The sequence below is a fragment of the Reyranella sp. genome, assembly GCF_004297405.1.
Lineage (GTDB): Bacteria > Pseudomonadota > Alphaproteobacteria > Reyranellales > Reyranellaceae > Reyranella.
The window spans coordinates 1-24,214 of sequence record NZ_SCVC01000028.1 but is presented as its reverse complement, the minus strand read 5'-3'; the positions used below and the strand labels follow the sequence as shown (position 1 = coordinate 24,214).

The 24,214-nt window shown below is 64.7% G+C and carries 22 protein-coding genes, 1 tRNA gene and 1 pseudogene; 9 read left to right on the top strand and 15 right to left on the bottom strand.

What is annotated here, in order from left to right:
* From EPO50_RS17110 to gyrA, 4 genes and pseudogenes are all read right to left on the bottom strand, one after another.
* Positions 1 to 282: pseudogene (locus EPO50_RS17110) on the bottom strand (hypothetical protein); the annotation flags it as partial.
* A gap of 28 nt (positions 283 to 310) precedes the next feature.
* Positions 311 to 385 (bottom strand) — tRNA-Lys (locus tag EPO50_RS17105).
* A gap of 123 nt (positions 386 to 508) precedes the next feature.
* Positions 509 to 1,015, bottom strand: a complete 507-nt coding sequence (gene coaD, locus EPO50_RS17100; protein ID WP_296346179.1) for a pantetheine-phosphate adenylyltransferase — start codon at positions 1,013 to 1,015, stop codon at positions 509 to 511.
* Between the two features lie 70 nt (positions 1,016 to 1,085).
* Entirely contained in the window at positions 1,086 to 3,845 is a 2,760-nt protein-coding gene (gene gyrA, locus EPO50_RS17095; RefSeq protein ID WP_296346184.1) for a DNA gyrase subunit A, read from the bottom strand.
* Positions 3,846 to 4,098: 253 nt separating this feature from the next.
* Between gyrA and EPO50_RS17090 the strand changes: the two genes are divergently transcribed.
* On the top strand, positions 4,099 to 4,740 hold the full coding sequence (locus EPO50_RS17090; protein WP_296346177.1) for an HAD family phosphatase: 642 nt from the start codon (positions 4,099 to 4,101) through the stop codon (positions 4,738 to 4,740).
* A 90-nt stretch (positions 4,741 to 4,830) separates the two neighbouring features.
* Here the strand turns inward: EPO50_RS17090 and ssb are convergent, their stop codons facing one another.
* Positions 4,831 to 5,331, bottom strand: coding sequence for a single-stranded DNA-binding protein (gene ssb / locus EPO50_RS17085; protein ID WP_296346175.1), 501 nt, complete (start codon positions 5,329 to 5,331; stop codon positions 4,831 to 4,833).
* A 200-nt stretch (positions 5,332 to 5,531) separates the two neighbouring features.
* Between ssb and EPO50_RS17080 the strand changes: the two genes are divergently transcribed.
* Positions 5,532 to 6,776 carry an MFS transporter gene (locus tag EPO50_RS17080; RefSeq protein ID WP_296346173.1) on the top strand — a complete coding sequence of 415 codons (1,245 nt, stop codon included), beginning with the start codon at positions 5,532 to 5,534 and terminating at the stop codon, positions 6,774 to 6,776.
* Positions 6,777 to 6,862: 86 nt separating this feature from the next.
* Positions 6,863 to 9,751, top strand: a complete 2,889-nt coding sequence (uvrA, locus tag EPO50_RS17075; RefSeq protein WP_296346171.1) for an excinuclease ABC subunit UvrA — start codon at positions 6,863 to 6,865, stop codon at positions 9,749 to 9,751.
* Here the strand turns inward: uvrA and EPO50_RS17070 are convergent.
* From EPO50_RS17070 to pdxH, 3 genes are read right to left on the bottom strand one after another with little or no spacing between them, the layout of a single operon-like run.
* Positions 9,748 to 11,247 carry a bifunctional aminoglycoside phosphotransferase/ATP-binding protein gene (locus tag EPO50_RS17070; protein ID WP_296346170.1) on the bottom strand — a complete coding sequence of 500 codons (1,500 nt, stop codon included), beginning with the start codon at positions 11,245 to 11,247 and terminating at the stop codon, positions 9,748 to 9,750. The genes uvrA and EPO50_RS17070 overlap by 4 nt on opposite strands.
* Positions 11,244 to 12,119, bottom strand: a complete 876-nt coding sequence (locus EPO50_RS17065) for a cation diffusion facilitator family transporter (RefSeq protein WP_296346168.1) — start codon at positions 12,117 to 12,119, stop codon at positions 11,244 to 11,246. Before EPO50_RS17065 ends, EPO50_RS17070 begins: the two co-directional genes overlap by 4 nt.
* Positions 12,120 to 12,126: 7 nt before the next feature.
* Positions 12,127 to 12,720, bottom strand: coding sequence for a pyridoxamine 5'-phosphate oxidase (gene pdxH / locus EPO50_RS17060; protein ID WP_296346166.1), 594 nt, complete (start codon positions 12,718 to 12,720; stop codon positions 12,127 to 12,129).
* Positions 12,721 to 12,798: 78 nt separating this feature from the next.
* Here pdxH and fabI point away from each other — a divergent pair, with 78 nt between their 5' ends.
* The 5 genes from fabI to EPO50_RS17035 are packed head-to-tail and all read left to right on the top strand — an operon-like array spanning position 12,799 to position 17,754.
* Positions 12,799 to 13,635 carry an enoyl-ACP reductase FabI gene (fabI, locus tag EPO50_RS17055; protein ID WP_296346164.1) on the top strand — a complete coding sequence of 279 codons (837 nt, stop codon included), beginning with the start codon at positions 12,799 to 12,801 and terminating at the stop codon, positions 13,633 to 13,635.
* An 18-nt stretch (positions 13,636 to 13,653) separates the two neighbouring features.
* The gene (gene aroC, locus EPO50_RS17050) at positions 13,654 to 14,724 is read left to right on the top strand and encodes a chorismate synthase (RefSeq protein ID WP_296346161.1); all 1,071 of its coding nucleotides are present in this window, start codon (positions 13,654 to 13,656) and stop codon (positions 14,722 to 14,724) included.
* Positions 14,725 to 14,741: 17 nt separating this feature from the next.
* A complete protein-coding gene (locus EPO50_RS17045) occupies positions 14,742 to 15,275 on the top strand; it encodes a hypothetical protein (RefSeq protein WP_296346159.1) in 534 nt (177 codons plus the stop codon).
* A gap of 23 nt (positions 15,276 to 15,298) precedes the next feature.
* Complete coding sequence (locus EPO50_RS17040; RefSeq protein WP_296346157.1) at positions 15,299 to 17,056, top strand: S49 family peptidase; 1,758 nt, start codon at positions 15,299 to 15,301, stop codon at positions 17,054 to 17,056.
* A 44-nt stretch (positions 17,057 to 17,100) separates the two neighbouring features.
* On the top strand, positions 17,101 to 17,754 hold the full coding sequence (locus tag EPO50_RS17035; protein ID WP_296346156.1) for a heme-binding beta-barrel domain-containing protein: 654 nt from the start codon (positions 17,101 to 17,103) through the stop codon (positions 17,752 to 17,754).
* Here the strand turns inward: EPO50_RS17035 and EPO50_RS17030 are convergent.
* From EPO50_RS17030 to EPO50_RS17005, 6 genes are read right to left on the bottom strand one after another with little or no spacing between them, the layout of a single operon-like run.
* Positions 17,751 to 18,248: a 2'-5' RNA ligase family protein gene (locus EPO50_RS17030; protein ID WP_296346154.1), complete on the bottom strand. Its 498-nt coding sequence runs from the start codon at positions 18,246 to 18,248 to the stop codon at positions 17,751 to 17,753. The two genes, EPO50_RS17035 and EPO50_RS17030, sit on opposite strands and share 4 nt — an antisense overlap.
* The gene (locus EPO50_RS17025) at positions 18,248 to 19,075 is read right to left on the bottom strand and encodes a DUF169 domain-containing protein (protein ID WP_367268048.1); all 828 of its coding nucleotides are present in this window, start codon (positions 19,073 to 19,075) and stop codon (positions 18,248 to 18,250) included. The genes EPO50_RS17030 and EPO50_RS17025 overlap by 1 nt, the downstream gene beginning before the upstream one ends.
* A gap of 18 nt (positions 19,076 to 19,093) precedes the next feature.
* Positions 19,094 to 19,831, bottom strand: coding sequence for an SDR family NAD(P)-dependent oxidoreductase (locus tag EPO50_RS17020; RefSeq protein ID WP_296346152.1), 738 nt, complete (start codon positions 19,829 to 19,831; stop codon positions 19,094 to 19,096).
* Complete coding sequence (locus EPO50_RS17015) at positions 19,824 to 20,612, bottom strand: alpha/beta hydrolase (protein WP_296346150.1); 789 nt, start codon at positions 20,610 to 20,612, stop codon at positions 19,824 to 19,826. Before EPO50_RS17015 ends, EPO50_RS17020 begins: the two co-directional genes overlap by 8 nt.
* Positions 20,613 to 20,614: 2 nt before the next feature.
* The gene (locus EPO50_RS17010) at positions 20,615 to 21,910 is read right to left on the bottom strand and encodes an O-acetylhomoserine aminocarboxypropyltransferase (protein ID WP_296346148.1); all 1,296 of its coding nucleotides are present in this window, start codon (positions 21,908 to 21,910) and stop codon (positions 20,615 to 20,617) included.
* A gap of 40 nt (positions 21,911 to 21,950) precedes the next feature.
* Complete coding sequence (locus EPO50_RS17005) at positions 21,951 to 22,139, bottom strand: DUF1192 family protein (RefSeq protein WP_296346147.1); 189 nt, start codon at positions 22,137 to 22,139, stop codon at positions 21,951 to 21,953.
* Positions 22,140 to 22,205: 66 nt separating this feature from the next.
* Between EPO50_RS17005 and EPO50_RS17000 the strand changes: the two genes are divergently transcribed.
* Complete coding sequence (locus EPO50_RS17000) at positions 22,206 to 23,198, top strand: NAD(P)H-quinone oxidoreductase (protein WP_296346145.1); 993 nt, start codon at positions 22,206 to 22,208, stop codon at positions 23,196 to 23,198.
* Between the two features lie 112 nt (positions 23,199 to 23,310).
* Here EPO50_RS17000 and EPO50_RS16995 read toward each other — a convergent pair whose 3' ends face one another.
* On the bottom strand, positions 23,311 to 23,955 hold the full coding sequence (locus EPO50_RS16995) for a DUF1013 domain-containing protein (protein ID WP_296346143.1): 645 nt from the start codon (positions 23,953 to 23,955) through the stop codon (positions 23,311 to 23,313).
* Positions 23,956 to 24,214 lie beyond the last annotated feature (259 nt).

Genomic DNA, 24,214 nt, shown 5'->3' with positions numbered 1-24,214 from the left:
CTGGCTCTTGGCCAGATTTTCGGGCAGCGGCAGAGTCAGGGCCGTGCTGAACACCAAGGAATAGACGGCGATCATCAGCAGGGGGGCAATGATCGCCCAGATCCATCCGGCGATCGACCCCTTGAAGCGCTCGCGAACCTCGCGCCGCAGGATGGCGGCGATCAGGTCGCGATGCTGCAACATGCGGACGAACGGCTTCACGATGAAGCTGAAGAGGCGCTCGATCGGACCGAGGTTCTCGACCACAATCTGCTTGCCGTTGACGACTTTCACCGACGGCATGAGCCGCGCTTCTCCTTCTTGGGTCCAGTGGTGAGCCCGGTAGGGATCGAACCTACGACCACCTGATTAAAAGTCAGATGCTCTACCGCTGAGCTACGGGCTCGTCCCGGTTCCGCGCCGCGGGCGGCAGTCCCGCGCGGCGCCCGTATAAGGTGTGCAGGCGTTTCGGTCAACGCAGCCCCTTGGGGTGGCAGGAGTGCCAATTGGGGGGCTTGCGGGCCGGAAATCACTCCTTGGCGAATTTCTTCTTCAGACGCTCGAATACCCGCTTGGAAACGAACTGCGACGTGTCGCCGCCCAGCCGGGCGATGTCCTTTACCAGCGAGGAGGCGATGAACTGGTGCCGGTCCGACGCCATCAGGAAGATGGTCTCGATCGCAGGCTCCATGCGGGCATTCATGTTGGCCATCTGGATTTCGTACTCGAAGTCCGAAACGGCCCGCAGCCCGCGGATGATCACCGACGCATTCACCTTGCGCGCGAAGTGGATCAGCAGGCCCTCGAACGGAACGATCTCGATCCGCTCCCGGTCGGCCTGGGGAAAGTCGGAGATATCGTCCTTGATGATGTCGATGCGTTCCTCGAGCGAGAACATCGGCCCCTTGCTGATGCTCATCGCCGGGCCAATCACCAACTTGTCCACGAGCCGCAGCGAACGGCGCACCACTTCCATGTGCCCGCTCGTGATGGGATCGAACGTGCCCGGATAAACACCGGTGCGTTCCACGGCCATGTTTCCCCCCCACTCCGCAACGTTCTGTTCGCAGACTGCGACGGCAAAGTCTTAGCGACACGACCGGTCCTTATCCACCGTTTGTTTCGGAACTGGGCGTTTCGGAATCAGGCATTTCGGAACTCGCGTCACCGTTGCCATTTCCAGCATCGTCCTCGCCGATGCGCACTGCAGAAACGACACGCTCGCCTTCGCTCACATTGACGATGCGGACTCCGCGTGTGCCTCGACCGGCGATGCGAATACCGTCGACCGGACAACGGATCAGCGTGCCGCCATCGGTGACGAGCATGATCTGGTCGTTGTCGAGCACGGGGAAAGCCGCAACGACTTCGCCGCCCTTGCCGAGGTTCATCAGCTCGACGCCCTTGCCGCCGCGACCGGTCACCCGATACTCGTAGGCCGACGTACGCTTTCCGAAACCCGACGAGGCGACGGTAAGGACGAACTCCTCCTTGCTTTGCAGCTCGGCGAAGCGTTCCGGCGAGAGCGCAGTCGTCGGCGCTGCAGCTTCCTCGGCCGCTGCCGCAACTTCCTCCTCGACCACGTCGACCGCCTCGGCAGTATTCTCCGCCTGGCGCAGTGCCCGCGACTGACGAAGGTATGCGTCGCGATCCTCGGTCGGGATGCCCTTGCCATTGTCGACCAGCGACATAGAGATCACCTCGTCGCCCTCGGCCAGCGCGATACCGCGCACGCCGGTCGATGCCCGGCTCTGGAAGACACGCACTGTCGAGACGGGGAAACGCATGGCGCGGCCCTGGCGCGTAGCCAGAAGCACGTCCTGCTCCTCGCTGCAGACTCCTACCCCGATCAGACGGTCGCCAGCGTCGTCGCCATCGAACTTCATGGCGATCTTGCCACTCTGATTGACACTGACAAAATCGCTCAGCTCGTTGCGCCGTACGCCGCCGCGGGCGGTGGCGAACATCACATGCAGGGTCGCCCAGCTCGCCTCGTCCTCCGGCATCGGCATCACGGCGCTGATCGTCTCACCCTCGGCGAGCGGCAGCAGATTGACGAACGCCTTGCCGCGGGCCTGCGGTGCTCCGAGGGGCAAACGCCAGACCTTCAGCTTGTAGACGATGCCGCGACTGGAGAAGAACAGTACCGGCGTGTGCGTATTGGCAACGAACAGACTCGAAACGAAATCGTCCTCGCGCGTAGCCATACCGGAACGGCCCTTGCCGCCGCGGCGCTGAGCACGATACGCCGAGACCGGCACACGCTTGACGTAGCCGCCATGCGTCACCGTCACGACCATGTCCTCGCGCTGGATCAGGTCCTCGATATCCTGCTCGAATTCGTTGTCGAGGATCTCAGTCCGGCGCGGCGTCGCGAACTGCTCCTTGATCTCGAGCAGCTCCTTGCGCATCAGTGCAAAAAGCTTGTCGCGGTCGCCCAGCAGCTCGAGATAGCCCTCGATGAGCTTGGCCACTTCGGTCAGCTCTTCGGCAATCTTGTCACGCTCAAGACCGGTCAGTCGCTGCAGGCGCAGCTCAAGGATGGCCCGGGCCTGCACCTCCGAGAGGCGATAAGTCCCTTCAGCCGAGACTTCGCGACCTGGCTCGGCAATCAGCTCGATCAGCGGCGCCACATCCGACGCCGGCCAGTCCCTGGCCATCAGGCGTTCGCGCGCCACCACCGGATCGGGGGAGCGGCGGATCATCTCGATCACTTCGTCGATATTGGCGACGGCGATGGCGAGACCAACCAATACGTGGGCGCGGTCGCGGGCGTGGTTGAGCTCGTACTTGGTCCGGCGCGTGATGACCTCGGCGCGGAAGCGGATGAACGCCTCCAACAGCTCCTTGAGGCTCATCAGCTTCGGCCGCCCACCGTCGAGCGCCAGGGCATTGACGCCGAACGTCGTCTGCAGTGGCGTGTAGCGGTAGAGCTGGTTCAGCACGACATCGGCCATGGCGTCGCGCTTCAGCTCGATCACCATGCGCACGCCGTCGCGGTCGCTTTCATCGCGGATCTCGGAGACGCCTTCGACCTTCTTGTCGCGTACCACCTCGGCGATGCGCTCGTGCAGGCGGGCCTTGTTCTCCTGATAGGGGATTTCGGACACGATGATCATCTCGCGTCCGCCGCGCCCCTCCTCGATCCTGGTGCGCGCCCGCATGACGATTGAACCGCGGCCGAGCTCGTAGGCGGCACGGATGCCGTTGCGGCCGAGAATGGTGGCGCCGGTCGGGAAATCCGGACCCGGCACATATTCCATCACCTGCTGTATGGTGAGCTCGGGATTGTCGATCAGTGCGCAGCAGGCATCGAGCAATTCACCGAGATTATGCGGCGGGATGTTCGTTGCCATGCCGACGGCGATGCCGCCCGCGCCGTTGGCCAACAGATTCGGGAAGGCCGCCGGCAGAACCGACGGCTCATGCGTCGTCTCGTCGTAGTTCGGCTGGAAGTCGACGGTGTCCTTGTCGATGTCGGCCAGCAGCGCCTCGGCGGCGCGCGCCAGGCGCGCTTCCGTATAGCGCATCGCCGCTGGCGGATCGGCGTCCATCGAGCCGAAATTGCCCTGCCCCGAAATCAACGGCAGGCGCATGGAGAAATCCTGCGCCATACGCACCATGGCGTCGTAGATCGCGCTGTCGCCGTGCGGGTGATATTTGCCCATCACCTCGCCGACGATGCGCGCCGACTTGCGGAAAGCGTGCGTCGAGTCGAAGCCGCTTTCCTTCATGGCGTACAGAATGCGCCGCTGCACCGGCTTCAGCCCATCGCGCGCGTCAGGCAAGGCGCGCGCCACGATCACGCTCATGGCGTAATCGAGGTAGGACCGGCGCATCTCCTCTTCGATCGTGATCGGCGCGATGTTGTGCGGAGGGGGCTGAGGCGGGGGCGCATCAGAAGGCGGCGGCGCCGGCGGCAGAATCGTATCGTCGCTCACAAAAAACCTGGTTTTTATCTCGTATTGGTGGCCCCTCCGGAGACTCCGGCGGAACGATTTCGCACACTAGCAAACCAGCCCCGGAAGACCAACAAAAATCGACTGCACGACCCGCCTTTAACTATTTGATTTTATTACCTAAATTCTATCGATAAACACCCCTCGGAAAGGCCCGAATTTGAGCCCCCAAACGCCCCCTCGCCGGCCCTCGGTCGCTGTCTTCGATTTCGGCGGTGTTCTGATCGATTGGAACCCCCGTCACCTCTACCGGACGCTGATCTCGGACCCCGCTGAAATGGAGGATTTCCTCACTCAAGTGACCACGCGCGCGTGGCATGAGCCGCAGGACCATGGCGGCGATCCGGCAGCGGCAACGCGAGCGCTACAGGCCCTACACCCCGGCAAGGAAGAGCTGATTGCAGCTTTCTACGGCCGCTTCGACGAGATGTGCGCCCACGCCTTCGCGCCGATGGCCGAGTTGGTCGACCGGCTGCACGACGCCGGCACCCCGCTCTATGTTCTCTCCAACGCGCCGAACCTGCTCGATCCCTGGCTGCGCGGGCCGGCCCACACTCGACACCCCTTCATCGGCCATTTCCGAGACTACGTCGTCTCCGGCCTCGTCGGCTGCTCCAAGCCCGATGCCGCGATCTACGAGCTGGTCTGCCGGACCGGCGGTTTCCAGCCGGAGGACGCCGTGTTCATCGACGATGTGATCGCCAACGTCGACGGCGCACGCGCCGTCGGCATGAACGCCATCCACCACCAATCGGCGGAAGGGACCATTGCTGAATTGCGTGCGATGGGCCTGCCTGCGTGAGACGCCCTGGGTATTTACGCCTGAATATCTAGCTTAAGAGGCGCACGGCCGCTGAAACCACCGAGCAGCCGTGCGCACACGCGACCGTCTCTAGAACGGGATGTCGTCGTCGAGTTCTGCCTTGCTCCCGCGCGATGCCGGCCGGCCGCCACCACTGCTGCCACCACCGCCCCCGGACATGCCGCCGCCACCGAAATCGTCATCCGGTCCGCCGCCGGGACCGCCGCCCTCGCCGCCGCTACGGCCATCGAGCATGGTGAGCGCACCGCCGAAGCGCGGAATCACGACCTCGGTCGTGTAGCGCTCCTGTCCGCTCTGGTCGGTCCACTTGCGCGTGGAGAGCTGCCCCTCGACATAGACCTTCGAGCCTTTGCGCACGAACTTCTGCGCAACTTCAGCAAGCTTCTCGTTGAAGATCACGACACGGTGCCATTCGGTGCGCTCCTTACGCTCGCCGCTCTGGCGATCACGCCACGTATCCGACGTGGCCACCGACATGTTCACCATGGAACGGCCATCCTGCATGGACCTCACTTCGGGGTCGCGGCCGAGATTGCCGACCAGGATGACTTTGTTGACGCTGCCCGCCATGGGGGCCTCCTTCGCCTTCCCGGTGCCGCGGGGCGCGGCACCTACCTCATGGTGGCGAACCTAGCTCCGGCGGCCTGTGGGCAGCCACCTAATTTGGGTTGTGTCCCCCTTTGGACCGCAGACGCCGTGAGCTTCACTCATGCCAGCCCTCCGACAATTCATTGGTTTTCGCAGCAAACCCTCCCCTATCTTGCCGCGTCATGAGTAAATCTTTTCACGTCCCTCAGGTTTCGACCGGCCAGGCCTACGCCATGCTGGGCGGTGCCGCGCTGATGATGACCCTGGCCATGGGCATCCGTCAGAACCTCGGCCTGTTCCAGGCGCCCGCCTCCAAAGAGCTGGGAATCGCCATCTCCGACTTCGCGCTGGCGATTTCCGTCCAGCAGGTCGCCTGGGGACTGAGCCAGCCGATCGCCGGCGTTTTTGCCGACAAGTACGGCACGCGCTGGGTGGCGCTCCTGGGCAGCGCCATGTTCATCCTGGGTATCTGGCTCACGGCCACCGCACAGGGCGCCTTGGCGATTATCCTGGGCGCCGGCGTGCTGATCGGCATTGCACTGGCCTGCACCACCTCGGGCATTACCGCCAACATCGCGGCGCGCGTCGTCGAACCCGGCCGACGTACTTTGGCGTTCGGCATTGTCTCGGCCGCCGGCTCCGTCGGCACCATGGTCACGGCACCGATCGCGGCCTATCTGCTGACTTCCGATGGCTGGCGTGCCGCCTCGTGGTCGTTCGTGATCCTGGCCATCGCCATGCTGCCTGCTGCGTGGATCGGCAGCCGCGCCGACAAGCTGCCGAACACCCTGGCGAGTGACCGCGATCTCACACTCATGGGCGCGCTCGACGAGGCGCGGCGACACACCGGCTATGTCGTGATGGCGATCGCCTTCTTCGTCTGCGGCCTACAGCTCGTCTTCCTCACCACGCACCTGCCAACCTACCTCGCTCAGTGCGGCATGGATGCGAGTTACAGCGCCGTGGCGCTGATGCTGATCGGCGGCTTCAACATTCTGAGTTCCTGGTTGTTTGGCTGGCTGGGCGACAAGTATCCCAAGCGGCTCCTGCTGGGCGCGATCTACCTGCTGCGCTCCCTGACCCTTCTTCTATTCTTCATGTATCCGCCGACGCCGCTCTCCGTGGTGCTGTTCGGAGCAGCCATGGGCACCCTCTGGCTGGGGGTTATTCCGCTGGTCAACGGGCTGGTGGTGCAGATCTTCGGCCTGCGCTTCCTGTCGACCCTGACCGGCATCGCTTTCCTCAGCCACCAGGCGGGCTCTTTCCTCGGCGCCTGGGGCGGCGGCTATCTCTTTGATCTCATGGGATCCTACGATCTGGCCTGGAAAATCGGCGTCCTGATCGGCCTGATCGCGGGCACCATGCAGCTCCTGATGAACGACCGGCCGACCGATCGGGTGCTAGCAGCGCAGGCATCCGCAGCCTGATTTTTGCGACTTGTGGAGGACTGGCGCGGCTGGGGGTGAATCGCCATATGCGATGATCCCGCGCTTCGCCTATTCTCCCGGTCCACATGGCTAAGTCACGCTTACCTGCCGCCGAGCCGCACCGCTACATCTCGATCCGCGGTGCGCGCGAACACAACCTCAAGAACGTCGACCTCGATCTGCCACGCGACCGGCTGGTGGTGATCACCGGTCTGTCGGGCTCGGGTAAATCCTCGCTCGCCTTCGACACGGTCTATGCCGAGGGCCAGCGGCGCTACGTCGAGAGCCTGTCGGCTTACGCGCGTCAGTTCCTCGAGCTGATGCAGAAGCCCGATGTCGATTCGATCGAGGGCCTGTCGCCGGCGATCTCGATCGAGCAGAAGACGACCTCGCGCAATCCGCGCTCGACGGTCGGCACTGTCACCGAGATCTACGACTACCTGCGTTTGCTGTTCGCGCGCGTCGGCGTGCCTTATTCACCGGCGACCGGCCTTCCGATCGAAAGCCAGACCGTGTCGCAGATGGTCGATCGCGTGAAAGCGATGCCCGACGGCACGCGCCTCTACCTGATGGCGCCGATCGTACGTGGCCGCAAAGGCGAATATCGCAAGGAACTGCAGGAGCTACAGAAGAAGGGGTTCCAGAGGGTCAAGATCGACGGCAAGCTCTACGAGATCACCGAAGCGCCGACACTCGACAAGAAGTTCAAGCACGACATCGACGTCGTGGTGGACCGCCTCGTCGTGAAGCCGGACCTCGGTAACCGTCTCGCCGATTCGATCGAGACGGCGCTCAATCTGGCCGAGGGCCTGGCCGTCGCGGAGAATGCCGACAACGGCGAGCGCACAGTCTTCTCTGCGCGTTTCGCCTGTCCAGTCTCGGGCTTCACCATCGAGGAGATCGAGCCTCGCCTCTTCTCCTTCAATGCGCCGCAGGGCGCCTGCCCGTCGTGCGATGGGCTTGGCGTGAAGATGTTCTTCGATCCTGAAATGGTGGTGCCGGACGATCGGCTGTCATTGTCCGAGGGGGCGGTCGCGCCCTGGGCCGACAGCTCGGGCCAGTATTACATGCAGACGCTCGAGAGCATCGCCAAGCACTTCAAGGTCAAGATGTCGGTGCCCTGGCGCGACCTGCCCAAGAAGGTGCGCGACACGATCCTGCAAGGAAGCGGCGGCGAGTCCATCGCCATGCGCTACGACGATGGCATTCGTCAGTATCAGACCACCAAGCCGTTCGAAGGCGTGATTCCCAACCTGGACCGCCGCTGGAAGGAAACCGACTCCTCCTGGGTGCGCGAGGAGCTGGAGCGCTTCCAGCACGAGAGCAAGTGCGAGGCCTGTGGCGGCGCCCGCCTCAAGCCCGAAGCGCTTGCGGTGAAGATCGCCGGGCTCAACATCAGCCAGACGACCGAATTCTCGATCGGCGACGCGGTGAAGTGGTTCCTCGAACTGGCGCCCAAGCTGACGGCCAAGCAGCGCGAGATCGCCGAACGCATCCTGAAGGAGATCAACGAGCGGCTGGGCTTCCTCGACAATGTCGGCCTGTCCTACCTCACGCTGAACCGGACCTCGGGCACGCTGTCGGGCGGCGAGAGCCAGCGTATCCGGCTGGCGTCGCAGATCGGCTCCGGCCTGACCGGCGTGCTCTACGTGCTCGACGAACCGTCGATCGGCCTGCATCAGCGCGACAACGACCGGCTCCTGAAGACGCTGACCCGCCTGCGCGACCTCGGCAACACCGTGCTGGTCGTCGAACATGACGAAGACGCGATCCGCGCCGCCGACCATCTGGTCGATATGGGCCCCGGCGCCGGCGCGCATGGCGGCAAGGTGATTGCCGAGGGCACACCCGAGGAGGTGATGCAGAACAGCGCCAGCCTCACCGGGCAATATCTCTCGGGCTTCCGACAGATCCCGGTTCCCAAGGTGCGGCGCGAGCCGCCGCCGAAGAACGGGCGCTGGCTGACGGTGAAGGGCGCCAAGGAGAACAATCTCCAGAACGTGACGGCCAGCATCCCGCTCGGCACTTTCACCTGCGTCACCGGCGTGTCGGGCAGCGGCAAGAGCACCCTGATTGTCGAGACGCTCTACAAGGCACTGGCCAAGCGGCTCAATGGGGCACGCGAGCATCCCGGCGTGCATACCGGCCTGGACGGCGTCAGCCAGCTCGACAAGATCGTCGACATCGACCAGTCGCCGATCGGCCGCACGCCGCGCTCCAATCCCGCGACCTATACCGGCGCCTTCTCGCCGATCCGCGACTGGTTTTCCCAACTGCCGGAGTCGACCGAGCGCGGCTACAAGCCGGGACGTTTCTCGTTCAACGTCAAGGGCGGCCGCTGCGAAGCCTGCCAGGGCGACGGCGTCATCAAGATCGAGATGCACTTCCTGCCCGACGTCTACGTCCAGTGCGACGTCTGCAAGGGCAAGCGCTACAACCGCGAGACTCTGGAGATCGTGTTCCGCGGCAAGTCGATCGCCGACGTGCTGGACATGACGGTCGATGAGGGCTGCGAGTTCTTCAAGGCCGTGCCGATAATCCGCGACAAGCTCCTGACTCTGCAGCAGGTCGGCCTGGGCTACATCCATATCGGCCAGCAGGCGACGACGCTCTCGGGCGGCGAGGCCCAGAGGGTCAAGCTCGCCAAGGAACTTTCGCGCCGGGCTACCGGTCGCACGCTCTACATCCTCGACGAGCCGACGACCGGTCTGCATTTCGAGGACGTGCGCAAGCTGCTCGAAGTTCTTCATCGGTTGGTCGAGACGGGCAACACCGTGCTGGTGATCGAGCACAATCTCGAAGTCATCAAGACTGCGGATTGGATCCTGGACATGGGCCCCGATGGTGGCTCCGGCGGCGGCCGCCTGGTCGCCGAGGGCCCCCCCGAAGAGGTCGTGAAGGTCGCCGAGAGCTACACGGGCCAGTATCTCGCCCGCCTCCTGCCGCGCAGTTCAGCAGCGAAGAAGCGAGCTTAACTGGGAGCGCGCCGCTCCCAGCGGATCGCCCCAAGCTCATAGCCAAACTGGCGTTCGACGACCTCGGGGGTCGCGTCGGACGCATCGGCCTTGCGCGCGGCCACACGCTGCTGGGCAACGTCCTTCGGCACATCGAGCCAGATGCCCTGGAATGGCACTCCCATCTTGGCGGCCAGCGCTTCCGCCGCCGCCCGCTCCGGCTCGCGGGCAAAGACGGCGTCGAGCACGACGCTGTGGCCAGCCCGCAACACCCGCTCCGCTCGTGCCATAAAAGAAGCATAGACCTTGGCAGATGCCTCGGGCGTATAGCTGCCCGCGGGCATGCGCTCCTCCAGAGCAACACCGGCCTGTCGCTTGCGCTCGACGTCGCTGCGAACCACGACCGCACCGGGTGAACGACCGATATCCGGGGCGAGCTTCAGCGCCAGAGTGGTCTTGCCGCTGCCCGAGAGTCCGCCGACCGCCAGCAGCCGCGGCGGTGCGGGCTGTAGAAAATCCAGCGCAGCCTTCTGATAGGCTCGCGCCGGTGCGTTGTCGGCACCGCTTACGGCCGTGACCGCCGAATCGACATAGGCGCGGATCGCGGCGCGGCGGGCGAGGAACATCGGGAGGAGCGCCAGCGCCTCCTCGTGCGAAGCCTCCGGCAACTCGCCGATGCGCCACAGCCATTCGTTCAGCAGCCGGTTGGCCAGCGCCCCGAGCCCCTGTCGCGCTAGATCCATCAGCGCAAAGGCAAGATCGTAGAGCACGTCGATATTGGCGATCTTGTCGGAGAACTCGATGGCGTCGAACGGTACAGGCTCGCCTTGCAGGATCACGATGTTGCGCAGGTGCAGATCGCCATGGCAGCGGCGCACGGCGCCAGCCGCGACTCGGCGCGCCACCAACTCGACGAAAGGCTCGAGCGAGCGCGGCATCGCCTCGGCGAGGGCCTCGCTGGTCGGAGGATCGAGCCGTTCGCCTGCCTCGCGCATCTGGCGCACGTCGGCCGCGACGGAGTGGCGGTAATCGTCGGGAGAGCAAAAGCCCTTCGTGATCGGTGGCAAACCGTCATGGAAGCCCGCGATACGGCCACCGAGCGAGGCCATCAGGGTTGGCGTCAGGGCGCCCCGCGTCGCCATGCGATCGAGCATCCCTTCCTCGTCGAAGCGACGCATGACGACCAGCCAGTCGATGGCCTCCTCTCCCACTTCGCCGATCTCGCCCAGCCTCAACTGCCCGTTACGGCGAAACACCGGCATGACGCCGAGATAGATCTCCGGTGCAAGCCGCCGGTTGATGCCGATCTCGGCGGCACACATGTCGGCACGACGCGACGCCGTCGAGAAGTCCATGTAGGGAAACTTCACCGCTCGCTTCAGCTTGTAGGCGCGCTCGCGACCGAGAAAGACGACGGCGCCGTGGGTGTCGATCCGCCGCTCGGGTTTCAGCTGACTCTCGAGAAAGGCCACGGTCTCGGACTGATCCTCGACCACGAACGCAGGGCGGTTTGTCATGATGCGGGCGATGGATCGACGTGAAGGATGATCTCAGCGCCGGGAAAGGCCTTGGCAATCTCCCCCTGCACTCGCCGGCCGATCTCATGCCCACTGAGCAATGACAGGTTTCGATCGACTTCGATGTGAAGCTGAATGAAGCGGGTGAGCCCGCCGGAACGCGTACGCAACTCGTGGATCCCCTTCACACCGGGATTCTGCCGGGCAATCTCGTCGATGCGGCGGCGATCTTCCTCCGGCAATTCGCGATCCATCAGGATGTCGAGCGAATCGCGACCGACTTTCCACGAACCGTGCAACAGGTAGAGCGCCACGAAGCCCGCGACCGAACTGTCGATCAGCGGCTGGTCGAGCAGCCCTGAGAGGAAGAGCCCAATGCCTGTCACCAGGGTGGCCACCAGGTCGGTCCCGTAATGCGCCACGTCGGCGCCGATGGCGATCGAACCAGTATGCCGCACGACATAGCGCTGGAAGGTGACGAGACCGATCGTGAGAACCAGCGCCAGCGCACTGATCATCAGGCCGACGTCTTCCTCCCGCACCTGTTTCGGTGCGTTGAACCGCTCGGCGACAGCAAACAGCAGGGCGCAGCCTGACGCTGCGATGAAGCCGGCCTGCACCAGTCCGGCCAGCGCCTCGGCTTTGCCGTGGCCGAAACGATGGTCGGCATCGGCCGGTGTCAGCGCCAGGCGGACAGCAAAGAAGGTGACAAGCGAACCCACCAGGTCGAGCGAGGTGTCGACCAGCGACGACAGCATGCTCACCGAATCCGTGACCACCCAGGCAACGGCCTTCGCCCCCACCAGGGTCAAGGCCACCGACGTCGAGGCGACGGTAGCCAGCCGCATCAGCCGCTGGGGTTCCATCGCCATCGTGGTCTTAGGGATAGAGGGTGCGCGTGGTCCATGGCTCGGCTGCCGAACCGCGCCGGTATTCGAGGCGATCGTGCAGGCGGAAGGCACCGTCCTGCCAGAACTCGATCAGGGTCGGCTGCAGGCGGAACCCTGACCAGTGCGGCGGCCGCGGCACCTTGCCGACCACATGCCGTGCCGTGACCTCGGCCACCCGCTTTTCGAGGGCAAAACGGCTTTCCAGCGGCCGTGACTGCTCCGACGCCCAGGCCCCGATCTGGCTACCCCGCGCACGGGAGGCGAAATAGGCATCGGCCTCTTCCGCCGTCGTCTGGCTGATCGGCCCTTCCAGCCGGACCTGTCGGCGTACCGACTTCCAGTGAAACAGAAGTGCAGCCTTGGCATGGGCCAGCAACTGCGTGCCTTTGCGGCTTTCATAGTTGGTGTAGAAGACAAAGCCGTCGGCGTCATAGTCCTTCAGCAGGACCATTCGGAGCGACGGCGTCCCGTCGGGTCCCACCGTGGCCAGCGCCATCGCGGAGGGGTCGTTGGGCTCGCTCTTCTCGGCCTCGGCATACCAGGTGCCGAAAAGCTCCAGCGGGTCGGTCGTTTGCCGGATCATGACCACAATATGAGGGGGTTGGAAGCCTTCCACCACCGGCATCTTGTCCCAATAGCCGTCCCCCGCTAAGAACAAGGGATGACCGCTGCTGCACAACTGATGGCCGGCAAAAAAGGCCTCGTCATGGGCGTTGCCAACGAACGCTCGATCGCCTGGGGCATTGCCAAGGCCTGCCACGACGCTGGCGCCAAGGTAGCCTTCACCTTTCAAGGGGAGGCCCTCGAAAAGCGGGTCCGGCCTTTGGCCAGTTCCATCGGCAGCGAGATCATCTTGCCCTGCGATGTCACCAACCCGGCCAGCATCGACGCCACCTTTGCCGAGATCCAGCAGAAGTGGGGCGACCTCGACTTCCTGGTCCATGCCATCGCCTTCTCGAACAAGGACGAGTTGCGCGGCCGCTATCTCGACACGACGGCGGACAACTTCGCGCTCACCATGAACGTGAGCGTTTATTCCTTCACGGCGGTTGCCCAGCGGGCGGTCCCGCTGATGAAGAACGGCGGCAGCCTGCTGACGCTCACCTACTACGGCGCCGAGCGGGTCATCCCCCACTACAACGTCATGGGCGTTGCCAAGGCCGCCCTGGAAGCCAGCGTCCGCTATCTCGCATCCGATCTCGGCGAGCAGAAGATCCGCGTCAACGCGATCTCCGCCGGCCCGATCAAGACGCTCGCCTTCGCCGGCATCAACGACGGTCGCTACATTCTCAAGTGGAACGAACTCAATTCGCCGCTGAAGCGCAACGTCTCGACGGAAGAAGTCGGCAACGCCGGTCTCTACCTCCTGTCCGACCTTGGCACCGGCGTGACCGGTGAAGTGATGCACGTCGATGCCGGCTATCACGTCGTCGGCATGATCAACACCTCGTCCGCGAAGCAGATCGCCGAATTGCTCGGCAACTTCGAAGGCGATTAGCGCGAGGAGCCGGCGACCATGGCCGGCAGCAGTTTCGGTACCCTCTTCCGGTTCACGAGCTGGGGCGAAAGCCACGGGCCAGCGATCGGCTGCGTTGTCGACGGCACGCCGCCACGCATCCCGCTCGCCGAAGCCGATATCCAGGTGTGGATGGACAAGCGCCGGCCGGGCCAGTCGCGTTTCGTTACGCAGCGTCAGGAACCCGATACGGTAAAGATTCTGTCTGGTGTGTTCGAAGGCGTCACCACCGGCACCCCGATCGCGCTGCACATCGAGAACGTGGACCAGCGCAGCCGCGACTACGGTGAGATCAAGGACCAGTTCCGCCCCTCCCACGGCGACTACACTTACTGGAAGAAGTATGGCGCGCGCGATTATCGCGGCGGCGGCCGCCAGTCGGCGCGCGAGACGGCGGTGCGCGTCGCCGCCGGTGCGATCGCCCGCAAGATCCTGGGAGAGGGCGTCAGCATCCGCGGCGCCGTGATCCAGATTGGTACGCAAAAGATCGACCGGGCCAATTGGGATTGGGATGCCACTGGCGACAACCCCTTCTGGTGCCCCGACCGTCAGGCCGCCCAAGGTTGGGAAGGCTATCTCGACGACGTGCGCAAGCGCGGCAGCTCCTGCGGCGCCGTCATCGAAGTTGTCGCCTCCGGCGCGCCCATCGGACTGGGTGATCCCGTCTACGACAAGCTCGACGCCGATCTCGCCAAAGCGCTGATGAGCATCAACGCCGTCAAGGGCGTGGAGATCGGCGATGGCTTCGCGACGGCCGCCATGAGCGGCGAGGAGAATGCCGACGAGATGCGCATGAAGGACGGCGAACCCTCCTTCCTCAGCAATCACGCCGGCGGCATCCTGGCGGGCATCTCGACCGGGCAGGACATCGTCTGCCGGCTCGCCGTGAAACCTACCAGTTCGATCCTGACGCCGGTCCACAGCGTCGACCGCAATGGCCGGGACATCGAGCTACGCACCAAAGGGCGGCACGATCCCTGCGTCGGTATCCGCGCCGTGCCGGTGGCCGAGGCGATGATGGCCTGCGTACTGGCCGATCACCTGATGCGCCACCGCGCCCAATGCGGTTGATCGCGGGCGGCTGACCGTTGGGGCAGTCCAAGCTCGAAGCCCGTTACGGCGTGCTGCACAATGCCGGGATGGCAACCGTGTCGGTCCTCATGATCGGCGCGGCGATCGTCCATTTTGCCTCGGGCTCGGCCAACGCGCCGACGCTCTCGCTCAACGATCCGCGCTTCGTCCTGTTTTCGGTACTGGCGCTGGCGCTCGCCTACTACATCTTCCTGGGAATCCGTCACACCCTCGACCGCACCCCTCAGATCGTCGTCGACCACGAGGGATTGATCCTGGGCTTCGGGCGCAACAAGCGCATCCCTTGGCAGGATATCCAATGGGTCCGCCTCCGCCGGCTGGCGTTGCGCCCACAGCTCCAGGTCGGCATTGCACCAGAAGCTTTCATTGCAGCGGACCTGCGGCTCTCGCTGCTCAATCTCGACGACAGCCTGCGCCCGATCCGCGGCATGCCGACGGCGGTGCTGGTACGCGACAACGGACTCGATACTAAGGCCACGGCCATGCTTGACGCGGTGAAGCGCTTCCGGCCGAATCTGGTGCAATCCTAGCAAGTACACAGCGGAGTTCTCGCATGCGGCGATACATCGTCGGCCTCCTCGCGACCGTGGGCGCGCTCACCTTGCTCGCGATCGCAGGCGGCATCGCCTTCGTCGCGTCGAGTCCCTTCTCCGCCAAGCCGCTGCCACAGCAGATGGTGCTGTCGCTCGATCTGCGGTCGCTACCGCCGGAGACGACGTCGACCGATATCCTGAGCGGCGGCTTGTTCCGCAGCTCACGCGACATCGTCGAGACAGTCCAACTTCTCTGGCAGGCGGCCGACGATCCGAGGGTCGCGGGCCTCTATGTCGAGATCGGTGACGAGCAGGCGGGTCTCGCGCGTGTTCAGGAACTGCGGCAGGCGATCGCCCACTTCCGCGGCAAGGGCAAGTTCGCCGTCGGCTTCGCCGAATCTCTGGGCAGTAGCGGCAGTCATTTCGCCGACTACTATCTCGCCTCCTCCCTGGAACAGATTTGGCTACAGCCCAGCGGCGGATTCGGCGTCGCGGGCATTGCCGTCGAGACCCCCTTTCTCAAGGGTGCCCTCGACAAGCTCGGCGTGAAGGTCGAGGGCGGCAAGCGCTATGAGTACAAGAGCGCGCCCGACAGCTTCCTCGAAACTGGCTACACCCGCCCGGCCCGCGAGAATCTCCAGCAGCTCCTCGACAGCCTGTTCGGCCAGTTCGTCACCGACGCGGCGCGCGACCGCCGCCTCGAGCCCGCCGAGCTGCACCGCCTGATCGACACGGCGCCCCACGAACCCGAGCAAGCGCGACGCGACGGCCTGGTCGACAAGATCGGCTATCGTACCGATGCGTTGGACGAGGTTTATCAGCGCGCTGGTGGCAAGCGTGATCTCGTGACGCTTTCAGAATATGCCGGCGACGAGACGCGGCCCAAGCCACGCGGCGAGGTCATCGCCCTGGTCCGCGCCAGTGGCGCCATCATGTCCGGTCCCTCCGGCGACAACCCGCTTCAGGAAGAAACCTCAGCCAACTCGGAGGATGTGGTCGATGCACTCGACGAAGCCTCCAAGGCAAAGGACGTGCGCGCCATCGTCCTGCGCATCGACTCACCCGGCGGCACCTACCCTGCCGCCGACGCCATCGCGGACGCGGTGGGCCGCGCACGGGCGGCTGGAAAGCCGGTCATCGTGTCGATGAGCGATGTCGCCGCGTCGGGTGGCTATCTCGCGGCTGTCAGGGCCGACGTCATCGTGGCACAGCCCACGACCATCACCGCCTCGATCGGCGTGTTCAGTATCTGGCCGATGGCGCACGAGCTGCTGGCTTCGCTCGGTGTCAATGTCGAGCGCGTCTCCGTTGGCACCAATGCCGGCATGTACTCGACCTTCCAGCCACCAAGCCCGGCGCAGCGACGGGCGGTCAATCGCGAGCTCGATACGATCTACTCGGAGTTCACCCGCATCGTTGCCGATGCGCGCAAACTCAACGCCGAACGTATCGACGCTGCAGCCCGCGGTCGCGTCTTCAGCGGCATCGACGCCAAGAAGGCCGGACTGGTCGACGAACTGGGCGGCCTGCAACTCGCTCTCAATATCGCCCGGGCCAAAGCCGGCCTCGACGAGACGAAGAAGGTCGAGATCAGGCGCTACCCCGACGAGACCGAGCGCTGGCAGCGTATGTTCGAACGCCTGTTCAAGCTGGCCAGCACCGATGCCGGCCCGACCGTTCGCCTGCCGCGCGAAGTGCGTGATGCCCTGGCGCATCTCGGCATCTCGGCGCGACCGGGCAACGTTCGCTTGCCGCCCCTGCCCCCGCTCTGGCACTAGAGCCGCAGCCCGCATGGGCGAGCCATCGCCACACAAGGAACCTCATGTCGACCATTCCTGATGACATCTTCACTGAGCCCGAGGACGTCGCGCCTGACACCCTGGCCAATCTGGGGCCGCTGCGTCGCTTGGCCGGTGTGTGGCAGTCCGACAAAGGAGTCGATGTCAGTCCCAAGGCGGATGGTCCCGAACGGCGGGTGTTCCGCGAGCATATCCGGATGGAGCCCTGCGATCCGCAGGCCAATGGCCCTCAGCTCCTCTACGGCCTGCGCTACCACATCCACATCAATACGCCGGAAGAGGCCATCACCTTCCACGATCAGGTCGGTTACTGGCTGTGGGAACCAGCCACCGGGCTGATCATGCAGACCATCGCCATCCCGCGCGGCCAAGTCGTACTGGCGGGCGGCAAGGCAGCGCCAGACGACAAGCGCATTTCGGTCGAGGCGAAGCGCGGCGATACGCGCTTCGGGATCTGCTCGACCACCTTTCTGGAAGAGGCGTTCCGCACCGACTATTACCGCATCGACATCACCTTCAACGATGACGATAGCTGGACCTATGTGACGCGCACCGATCTGGCCGTCCGCGGCAAGGAGCCGGCCTTCAACCATCACGACACGAACACCTTGCGGCGCGTCGGACCAGCGGCGCCGAACCCGCTTGTCGGCCTGCTGAAGGATGGCAAGGCAGGTTAGAGCCGTACGCTCCTCAGCGTCTCGAGGCCTTCGGCCGTGCGGCGCAGCAGCGCCAGCGCCTCGACGCGACCGTGCATCGGCAAATGCTGGCGCTCGACGATGCGGGCGACCTGCTCCGCTTCTGTCGCACGCTCGAACAGGCCGAGGGTCATGTGCGGTTCAAAGGGTTCGCCGCTTCCCACAGGATTGAACGTCTCGTGAAGCTCGACCAGTTCGGCCAAGCCGTCGGCTGGCGTTGCATAGAGATAGGCGCCGCGCGATGGCGGCGGCAGGTCGTGCCGCACGAGGCGCTCCAGCACGAACCAGAAGGGCCGCCGCTCGATAGCCTCCAGCATGGCGCGTAAAGCCGATTCACGATCGAGCGGCGCGCCAAACACCAAGGTGAAATGCGGGCCGATCAGATCGGCCTCGCGCGGATGGTACTGCGCCCGCAGGCGGCGCAGCGCGGTATCGTCGGCCTCGCCGAGAACCGGCAAGGCCACGACATAGAGCATCAGCTGTAGCTCTTGGCCATACCCAGCGCCGGATCCATCGCTGCGCCATAGGGCGGGAACGGGTAGCGCAGGCCGTTCTTGCCGAGCTGGATCATGCCTTCGATGGCGCGGAGGAACTCGTCCGGCGGGCAGGCCATCAGGAGCTCATCGTCGGCCACGCCGCCATAGCGGCGCTCGGCGAAGCACGGCAGCGACAGCGACGTTTGCCGGGTAGCAAGCGCGCGTCCCCACGAGTCCGCACAGGCGCTCTCGCCCGTCACGGTGAAGTCGTAGCGGCGATAGCGATGATACTGCAGTCCGTTGATGAAATAGATCATCTGGCCCGGCGATCCGTAGAACAGGCAGATGTCCGGTGGATCGAGCCGGCCGGAACGCAGTGGCGCCACGACCAGGCCGTTGTAGGTGCCGTGCGGCACCCGCGGCATCTGCGCCTGATGCGCCGCCGACGCCTCCTTGTTGCCGAACCACACGCCGTTCATGTGATCGCCCGACAGGAAGCCCTCGCCCGGATGGTTGAGGCCGACCACGCCACCGCAGTTGCCGCCGCGCGTATTGTCGACGGTGATGCCGAGCGTAAAGCCGTACCAGCGCGCCTGCGTCACCATCTGGCACATGGTGAACTTGAAGCCCTCAGTTGGCTTGCGCAGCCCTTTGATGTTGTCCATTTCGGCCGGGTCTTCGAACAGCCGCATGCCGATCGGCTGCGTACGGATGCGCAGGAGGTCGATCAGCTTGGTGCTGGCCTCCGTCAGCATCGCGCCGGTAATCTTCTCCGGCGGCGACCACGGCGCGGTCTTGTAGCCCGGCGGCAAGGTCTGGACGTTCATTGTTTCCTCCGTGTCTGGCTAGGTGAGGTTGAGCCCACCATCGGCGATGACAATCTCTCCCGTAACGTAGTCGTTGGCACACAACGCAGCCACAAGATCGGCAATGTCTTCTGGTTTCGCAGGGCGCTTCATCGGCGATTTGGTGTTCCAGAGTTCATAGGCGGCTTCCCAGCCTGTGCTCATGGGCGTGTCGACGAGTCCCGGGGCCACGCAATTGACCCGAATGGCCGGTCCCAGGGTCAAGGCGAGAAGGCGCGTCGCATGATGCAGGGCCGCCTTGGCTGCGGCGTAAGGAATCGACGAGCCCTTGGGACGCACGGCGGCGTGCGTGCCGATATTGATGATCGAGGCTGGCCGTCCCTGCTCTGCCGACGTACGCAACGCGGCCTCGGCTTCGGCGATCAGCATCCACGGCGCGATCACGTTCACGTCGAACATGCTCCGCCAGATCTCGGGAGTGGCCGCCTTGAGATCGGCATGCGGGAAGCGCGCCACGATGCCGGCATTGTTCACCAGCACGTCGAGCCGGCCATGATGCGCAACGACCTCGCGCACGAGTTTGCCGGCGTGTTCGACGTCCGCGAGATCTACCTGATGGTAGCTCGCGCCGGGCAGTTCAGCCGCCATCGCACGGCCGAGCTCGGCCTGACGCCGTCCATGCAAGGCTACTCTGTAGCCATCGCGGGAGAGCCGACGCGCGATGGCTTCACCGATGCCCGACGTCGAGCCGGTGACGAGGGCGACACGCTCAGACATGCGCCTTCAGAGCCTCCAGCGTTTCGTCCGGCCGCTCGACCATCATGAAGTGCCCGCAGTTCGGGATGACGACCGTCTTCGACCCTGCGATGGCGGCTGCCAGAGCCTTGCCCTTGGCGGCCGGCGTCATGAGATCGCCGTCGCCCAACACCAGTACGGTCGGCGCCTTCACAGCCGCCGCGCGCTGCGGCGCATCCTTGTAGGCATTGCAGGCCGCCAGATCGGTGTGGATCACGCCGGGTTCATTGCCCGCCAGCACGGCGAGCGACTCTCGGCGCAGCCACAGGCCTGGCGAAACCATGCCACCTTTGTGCAAGGCGTTGCCCATACCCCAGAAGGTCATGAGTTCCTGCACCTTGAGCGTGTTGGCCTTGGCCGACTCCAGCATCTCGGGATGCACCGGCATGTCGACCGCGACACCGCAGAGGCCGAGCGCCCTCACCTTCTCCGGGTGCCGCGCCGCGCAATCCAATGCGACCAGCGCGCCCATCGAATGGCCGACCAGGGCGGCCTGTTTCAACCCGGCGGCCTCGATCAGCTTCGCCGTCCAGTCGGCCATCGCCGTGATGCTGTCGAGGGCTGGCCCTTCCGACCGGCCGTGTGCCGGGAAATCGACCGCGAGCACGCCGCGGCCATGATGGGCAAACCAGCGCGTCTGCAAGCGCCAGGCCGTGCGGTCGAAGCCCGCGCCATGGAGGAAGACGATCGCGGGCTTGGCCGCATCGAACTCGGTGCCGCCGGTCGTCGCAAAGACGGTCCGGCCATCGACGGTGAGGTTCATGGTCAGCCCTTCTGCGACGCGCGCAGCGCCTGCCCGAGATCGTCGATGAGGTCCTCGGGATCTTCCAGCCCTACCGAGAGCCGGATCATGCCCTCGCCGATGCCGGCCTGCTTTAGCGCCGCCGCATCGAGCTGGGCGTGAGTCGTCGAGGCGGGATGGATCACCAGCGACTTGGCATCCCCGACATTGGCGAGATGTGAAAAGAGCTTCAGCCGCTCGATGAAACGCCGTCCGGCCTCGCGGCCGCCCTTGATATCGAAGCTGAAAATCGAGCCCGTGCCCTTGGGCAGCAATCGTTGCGCCAGTGCATGGTCGGGATGGTCGGGCATGTCCGGCGAGGCGATGCGCTCAACCGCCGGATTGGCCTTGAGGAAAGCCATGATCTTGCGGGCATTCTCGACGTGGCGCGCCACGCGCAACGGCAAGGTCTCCAGCCCCTGGAGCAGATAGAAGGCCGTCTGAGGCGCCATGCAGCAGCCGAAGTCGCGCACGCCCTCGGTGCGCGCCCGCATGATAAAGGCGTGCGGGCCGAACTCTTCGGCGAAGTCGATGCCGTGATAACCGGCATAGGGTTCGGTCATGGTCGGGAACTTGCCCGATCCCTCCCAATCGAAGCGGCCGGATTCGACGATCACACCGCCGATCGCAACGCCATGGCCGCCGATGAACTTGGTCGCCGAATGGAAGACGATATCCGCCCCCAGAGTCAGCGGCCGACAGAGCATCGGCGACGCGAAGGTATTGTCGATCATCAGCGGGATCTTCGCCTCGTGCGCGATCGCCGCGATGGCCGGAATGTCCAGCACCTCGCCACCTGGGTTGCCGATCGTCTCGCCGAGAATCAGCCGCGTGTTGGGCTTTATGGCCTTGCGGAAACCCTCGTGATCACCGGGATGCACGAAGCTCGACTCGATGCCGAAGCGCGGCAGGGTGAGCCCCAGCATGTTGCGTGTGCCACCATAAAGCGACGTCGACGCGACGATGTGGCTGCCCGCGCCCATCAAGGTAGCAATGGCAATATGCAGCGCCGCCTGCCCACTCGACACGGCGAGCGCGCCCGAACCTTCCTCGAGGGCGGCGACGCGCTCCTCGAACACCGCTACCGTCGGATTGGAGATACGGCTGTAGATATGGCCGCCGACCTCGAGGTTGAACAGGCTCGCGGCATGGTCGACGTCGCGGAACACATAAGACGTCGTCTGATAGATCGGTACGGCACGCGCGCCGGTCACCGGATCTGGATGCTGGCCTGCGTGTAGCGCAAGTGTATCGGGCTTCAGGAACTTGGCGTCGACCACGATGTCTTCCTTCTTCTTATGCGGTCTTGCCGCGTGAGACTTACTTCTTGAAGAAAGAGGCGGCAGCGGCGGCGTGGCTCTGCTTGGCCTTTATCTTTTCCTCGACGCGTGCCAGCTCGGCCTTCAGGGCAGCGACATACTCCTTCAGGTCCTCGATGTTCATCGCATCGAGGTTCTTCAGTTGCGGCTTCTTCTGCCGGGGGTCGAGATCGTCGAGGTCAAAGGCCATAGCGCGGCTCCACGGAAGCGGCTAAGGGAGGACTAGCATTGCTCCCCTTCCTTCGAAAGGCCGACCATGAGCGCCCTGCCCGCAACGATGACCTGCGTCGAGATCACCAAACCGGGCGGACCGGAGGTGCTGGTGCCGACGACGCGGCCGGTGCCACAGCCCAAGGCTGGCGAGATCCTCATCAAGGTCGCGGCCACGGCGGTGAACCGGCCGGACATCGCGCAGCGTGCTGGCCTTTATCCGCCGCCGCCGGGCGCCTCCGACCTGCCGGGCCTCGAGGCCGCCGGCACGGTCGCCGCGCTGGGCGAGGGCGTGACCGGCTGGAAGGTAGGCGACGCGATCTGTGCGCTGACGCCGGGCGGTTCCTACGCGGAGTACTGCACCGTCCCCGCACCGCAGTGCCTGCCGCTGCCCAAGGGCTTCGACATGCTGCAGGCGGCTGCACTGCCGGAGAATTACTTCACGGTGTGGCACAATCTCTTCGAGCGCGGCCAGCTCAAGGCCGGTGAGAAGGTACTGATCCACGGCGGTGCAAGCGGCATCGGCACGACAGCGATCCAGCTCGCCAAGGCATTCGGCGCCACGGTGTTCACCACGGTCCGCACACCTGAGAAAGCCAAGGCGGTGACGGAGCTCGGCGCCGATCATGCCATCATCTACAGGGACAACGACTGGGCGGCCGAAGTGAAGAAGCTGTCGGGTGGTGTCGACGTCGTGCTCGACATGGTGGCGGGCGAGTATCTGCCGAAGAATCTCGGCCTCTTGAAACTCGATGGCCGCTGCGTGGTGATTGCCGTGCAGCTTGGCGCGACGGCTACAATCAGCGCCGGCATCATGATGGTGAATCGCCTCACCCTGACCGGCTCGACGCTGCGCCCTCAGAGCGTAGAGAACAAGGGCCGCATGGCCCGTGGCCTGCAGGAGAAAGTCTGGCCGCTGCTCGAGGCCGGCACGATCAAGCCGATCATCTTCAAGACCTTCCCGCTCAAGCAGGCCGCAGAGGCGCATGCCGAGCTGGAACGCGCCGACCATGTCGGCAAGGTGATGATGACGGTTTAGGGCGGCAGGATCAGTTGAGGACGCGACTCTCGTCGCGTCCACTCATGATCGCGAGAAGACTGCGCCATTTCGGACGAAGCAAGCCTTCGTCCTTGAGTGGCGCACCCAGAGATCAGTTGTGCGAGGTCTCTTCGACGTCCGGCTGATCGGCCTCGGCCGGATCGACAGGCGTCGCTTCCTCGACCGGAAGGCCAGCCTTGGCGGCTTCCTTCTTGCGCGCGGCATCCTCACGCGCAGCCTTGCGGCGCGCCTTGTCGACCGCATCGTTGAGATCCTTCAACGAACAAAGGCCGAGCGTCACGGGATCACGCGGACGGACGTTCTGCATATTCCAGTGCGTACGATCCCGTACCGACTGGACCGTGCTCTTGGTCGAGCCGACCAGCTTCGCGACCTGGCTTTCCTGCAGCTCGGGGTGGACCTTGAGCAACCAGGCAATGGCGTCGGGACGGTCCTGGCGCTTGGCAACCGGCGTGTAGCGCGGGCCCTTGGAGCGGGCGACGGGCATCGGCACGTCGCGCGGGCTGAGCTTCAGACGGGCTGTCTGGTCAGCCTCGACACGCTTGATCTCTTCCTTGGTGAGTTGCCCGTTGGTGGTCGGGTCGAATCCAGTCATGCCGCCTGCAACTTCGCCGTCGGCAATCGCCTGGACTTCGAGCGGATGCAGGCCGGTGAAGGCCGAAATCTGGTCGAAGGTGAGGGTCGTATTCTCGACCAGCCAGACGGCGGTCGCCTTGGGCATCAACACTTGCGACATGAATTCACTCTCCTCGCCCGGATATAGAGGCCGCCTCAGGTCCCGCCAACCTGAAAAGCGCCCAATCTCATCGCATAGCTGAAAAGAAAACGGCCGGGGTCGCCCCCGGCCGTTCCTCGAAGACTTGGCTTCGGATCGTCTTACTGGATGACGATCTCGACGCGGCGGTTCTGCGGCTCGCGGACGTTCGGGCCGGTCTGAACCAGCAGGCCCTGCTCGCCACGGCCGACAACCGCGATGGCCGTCGCCGGCACGCCTT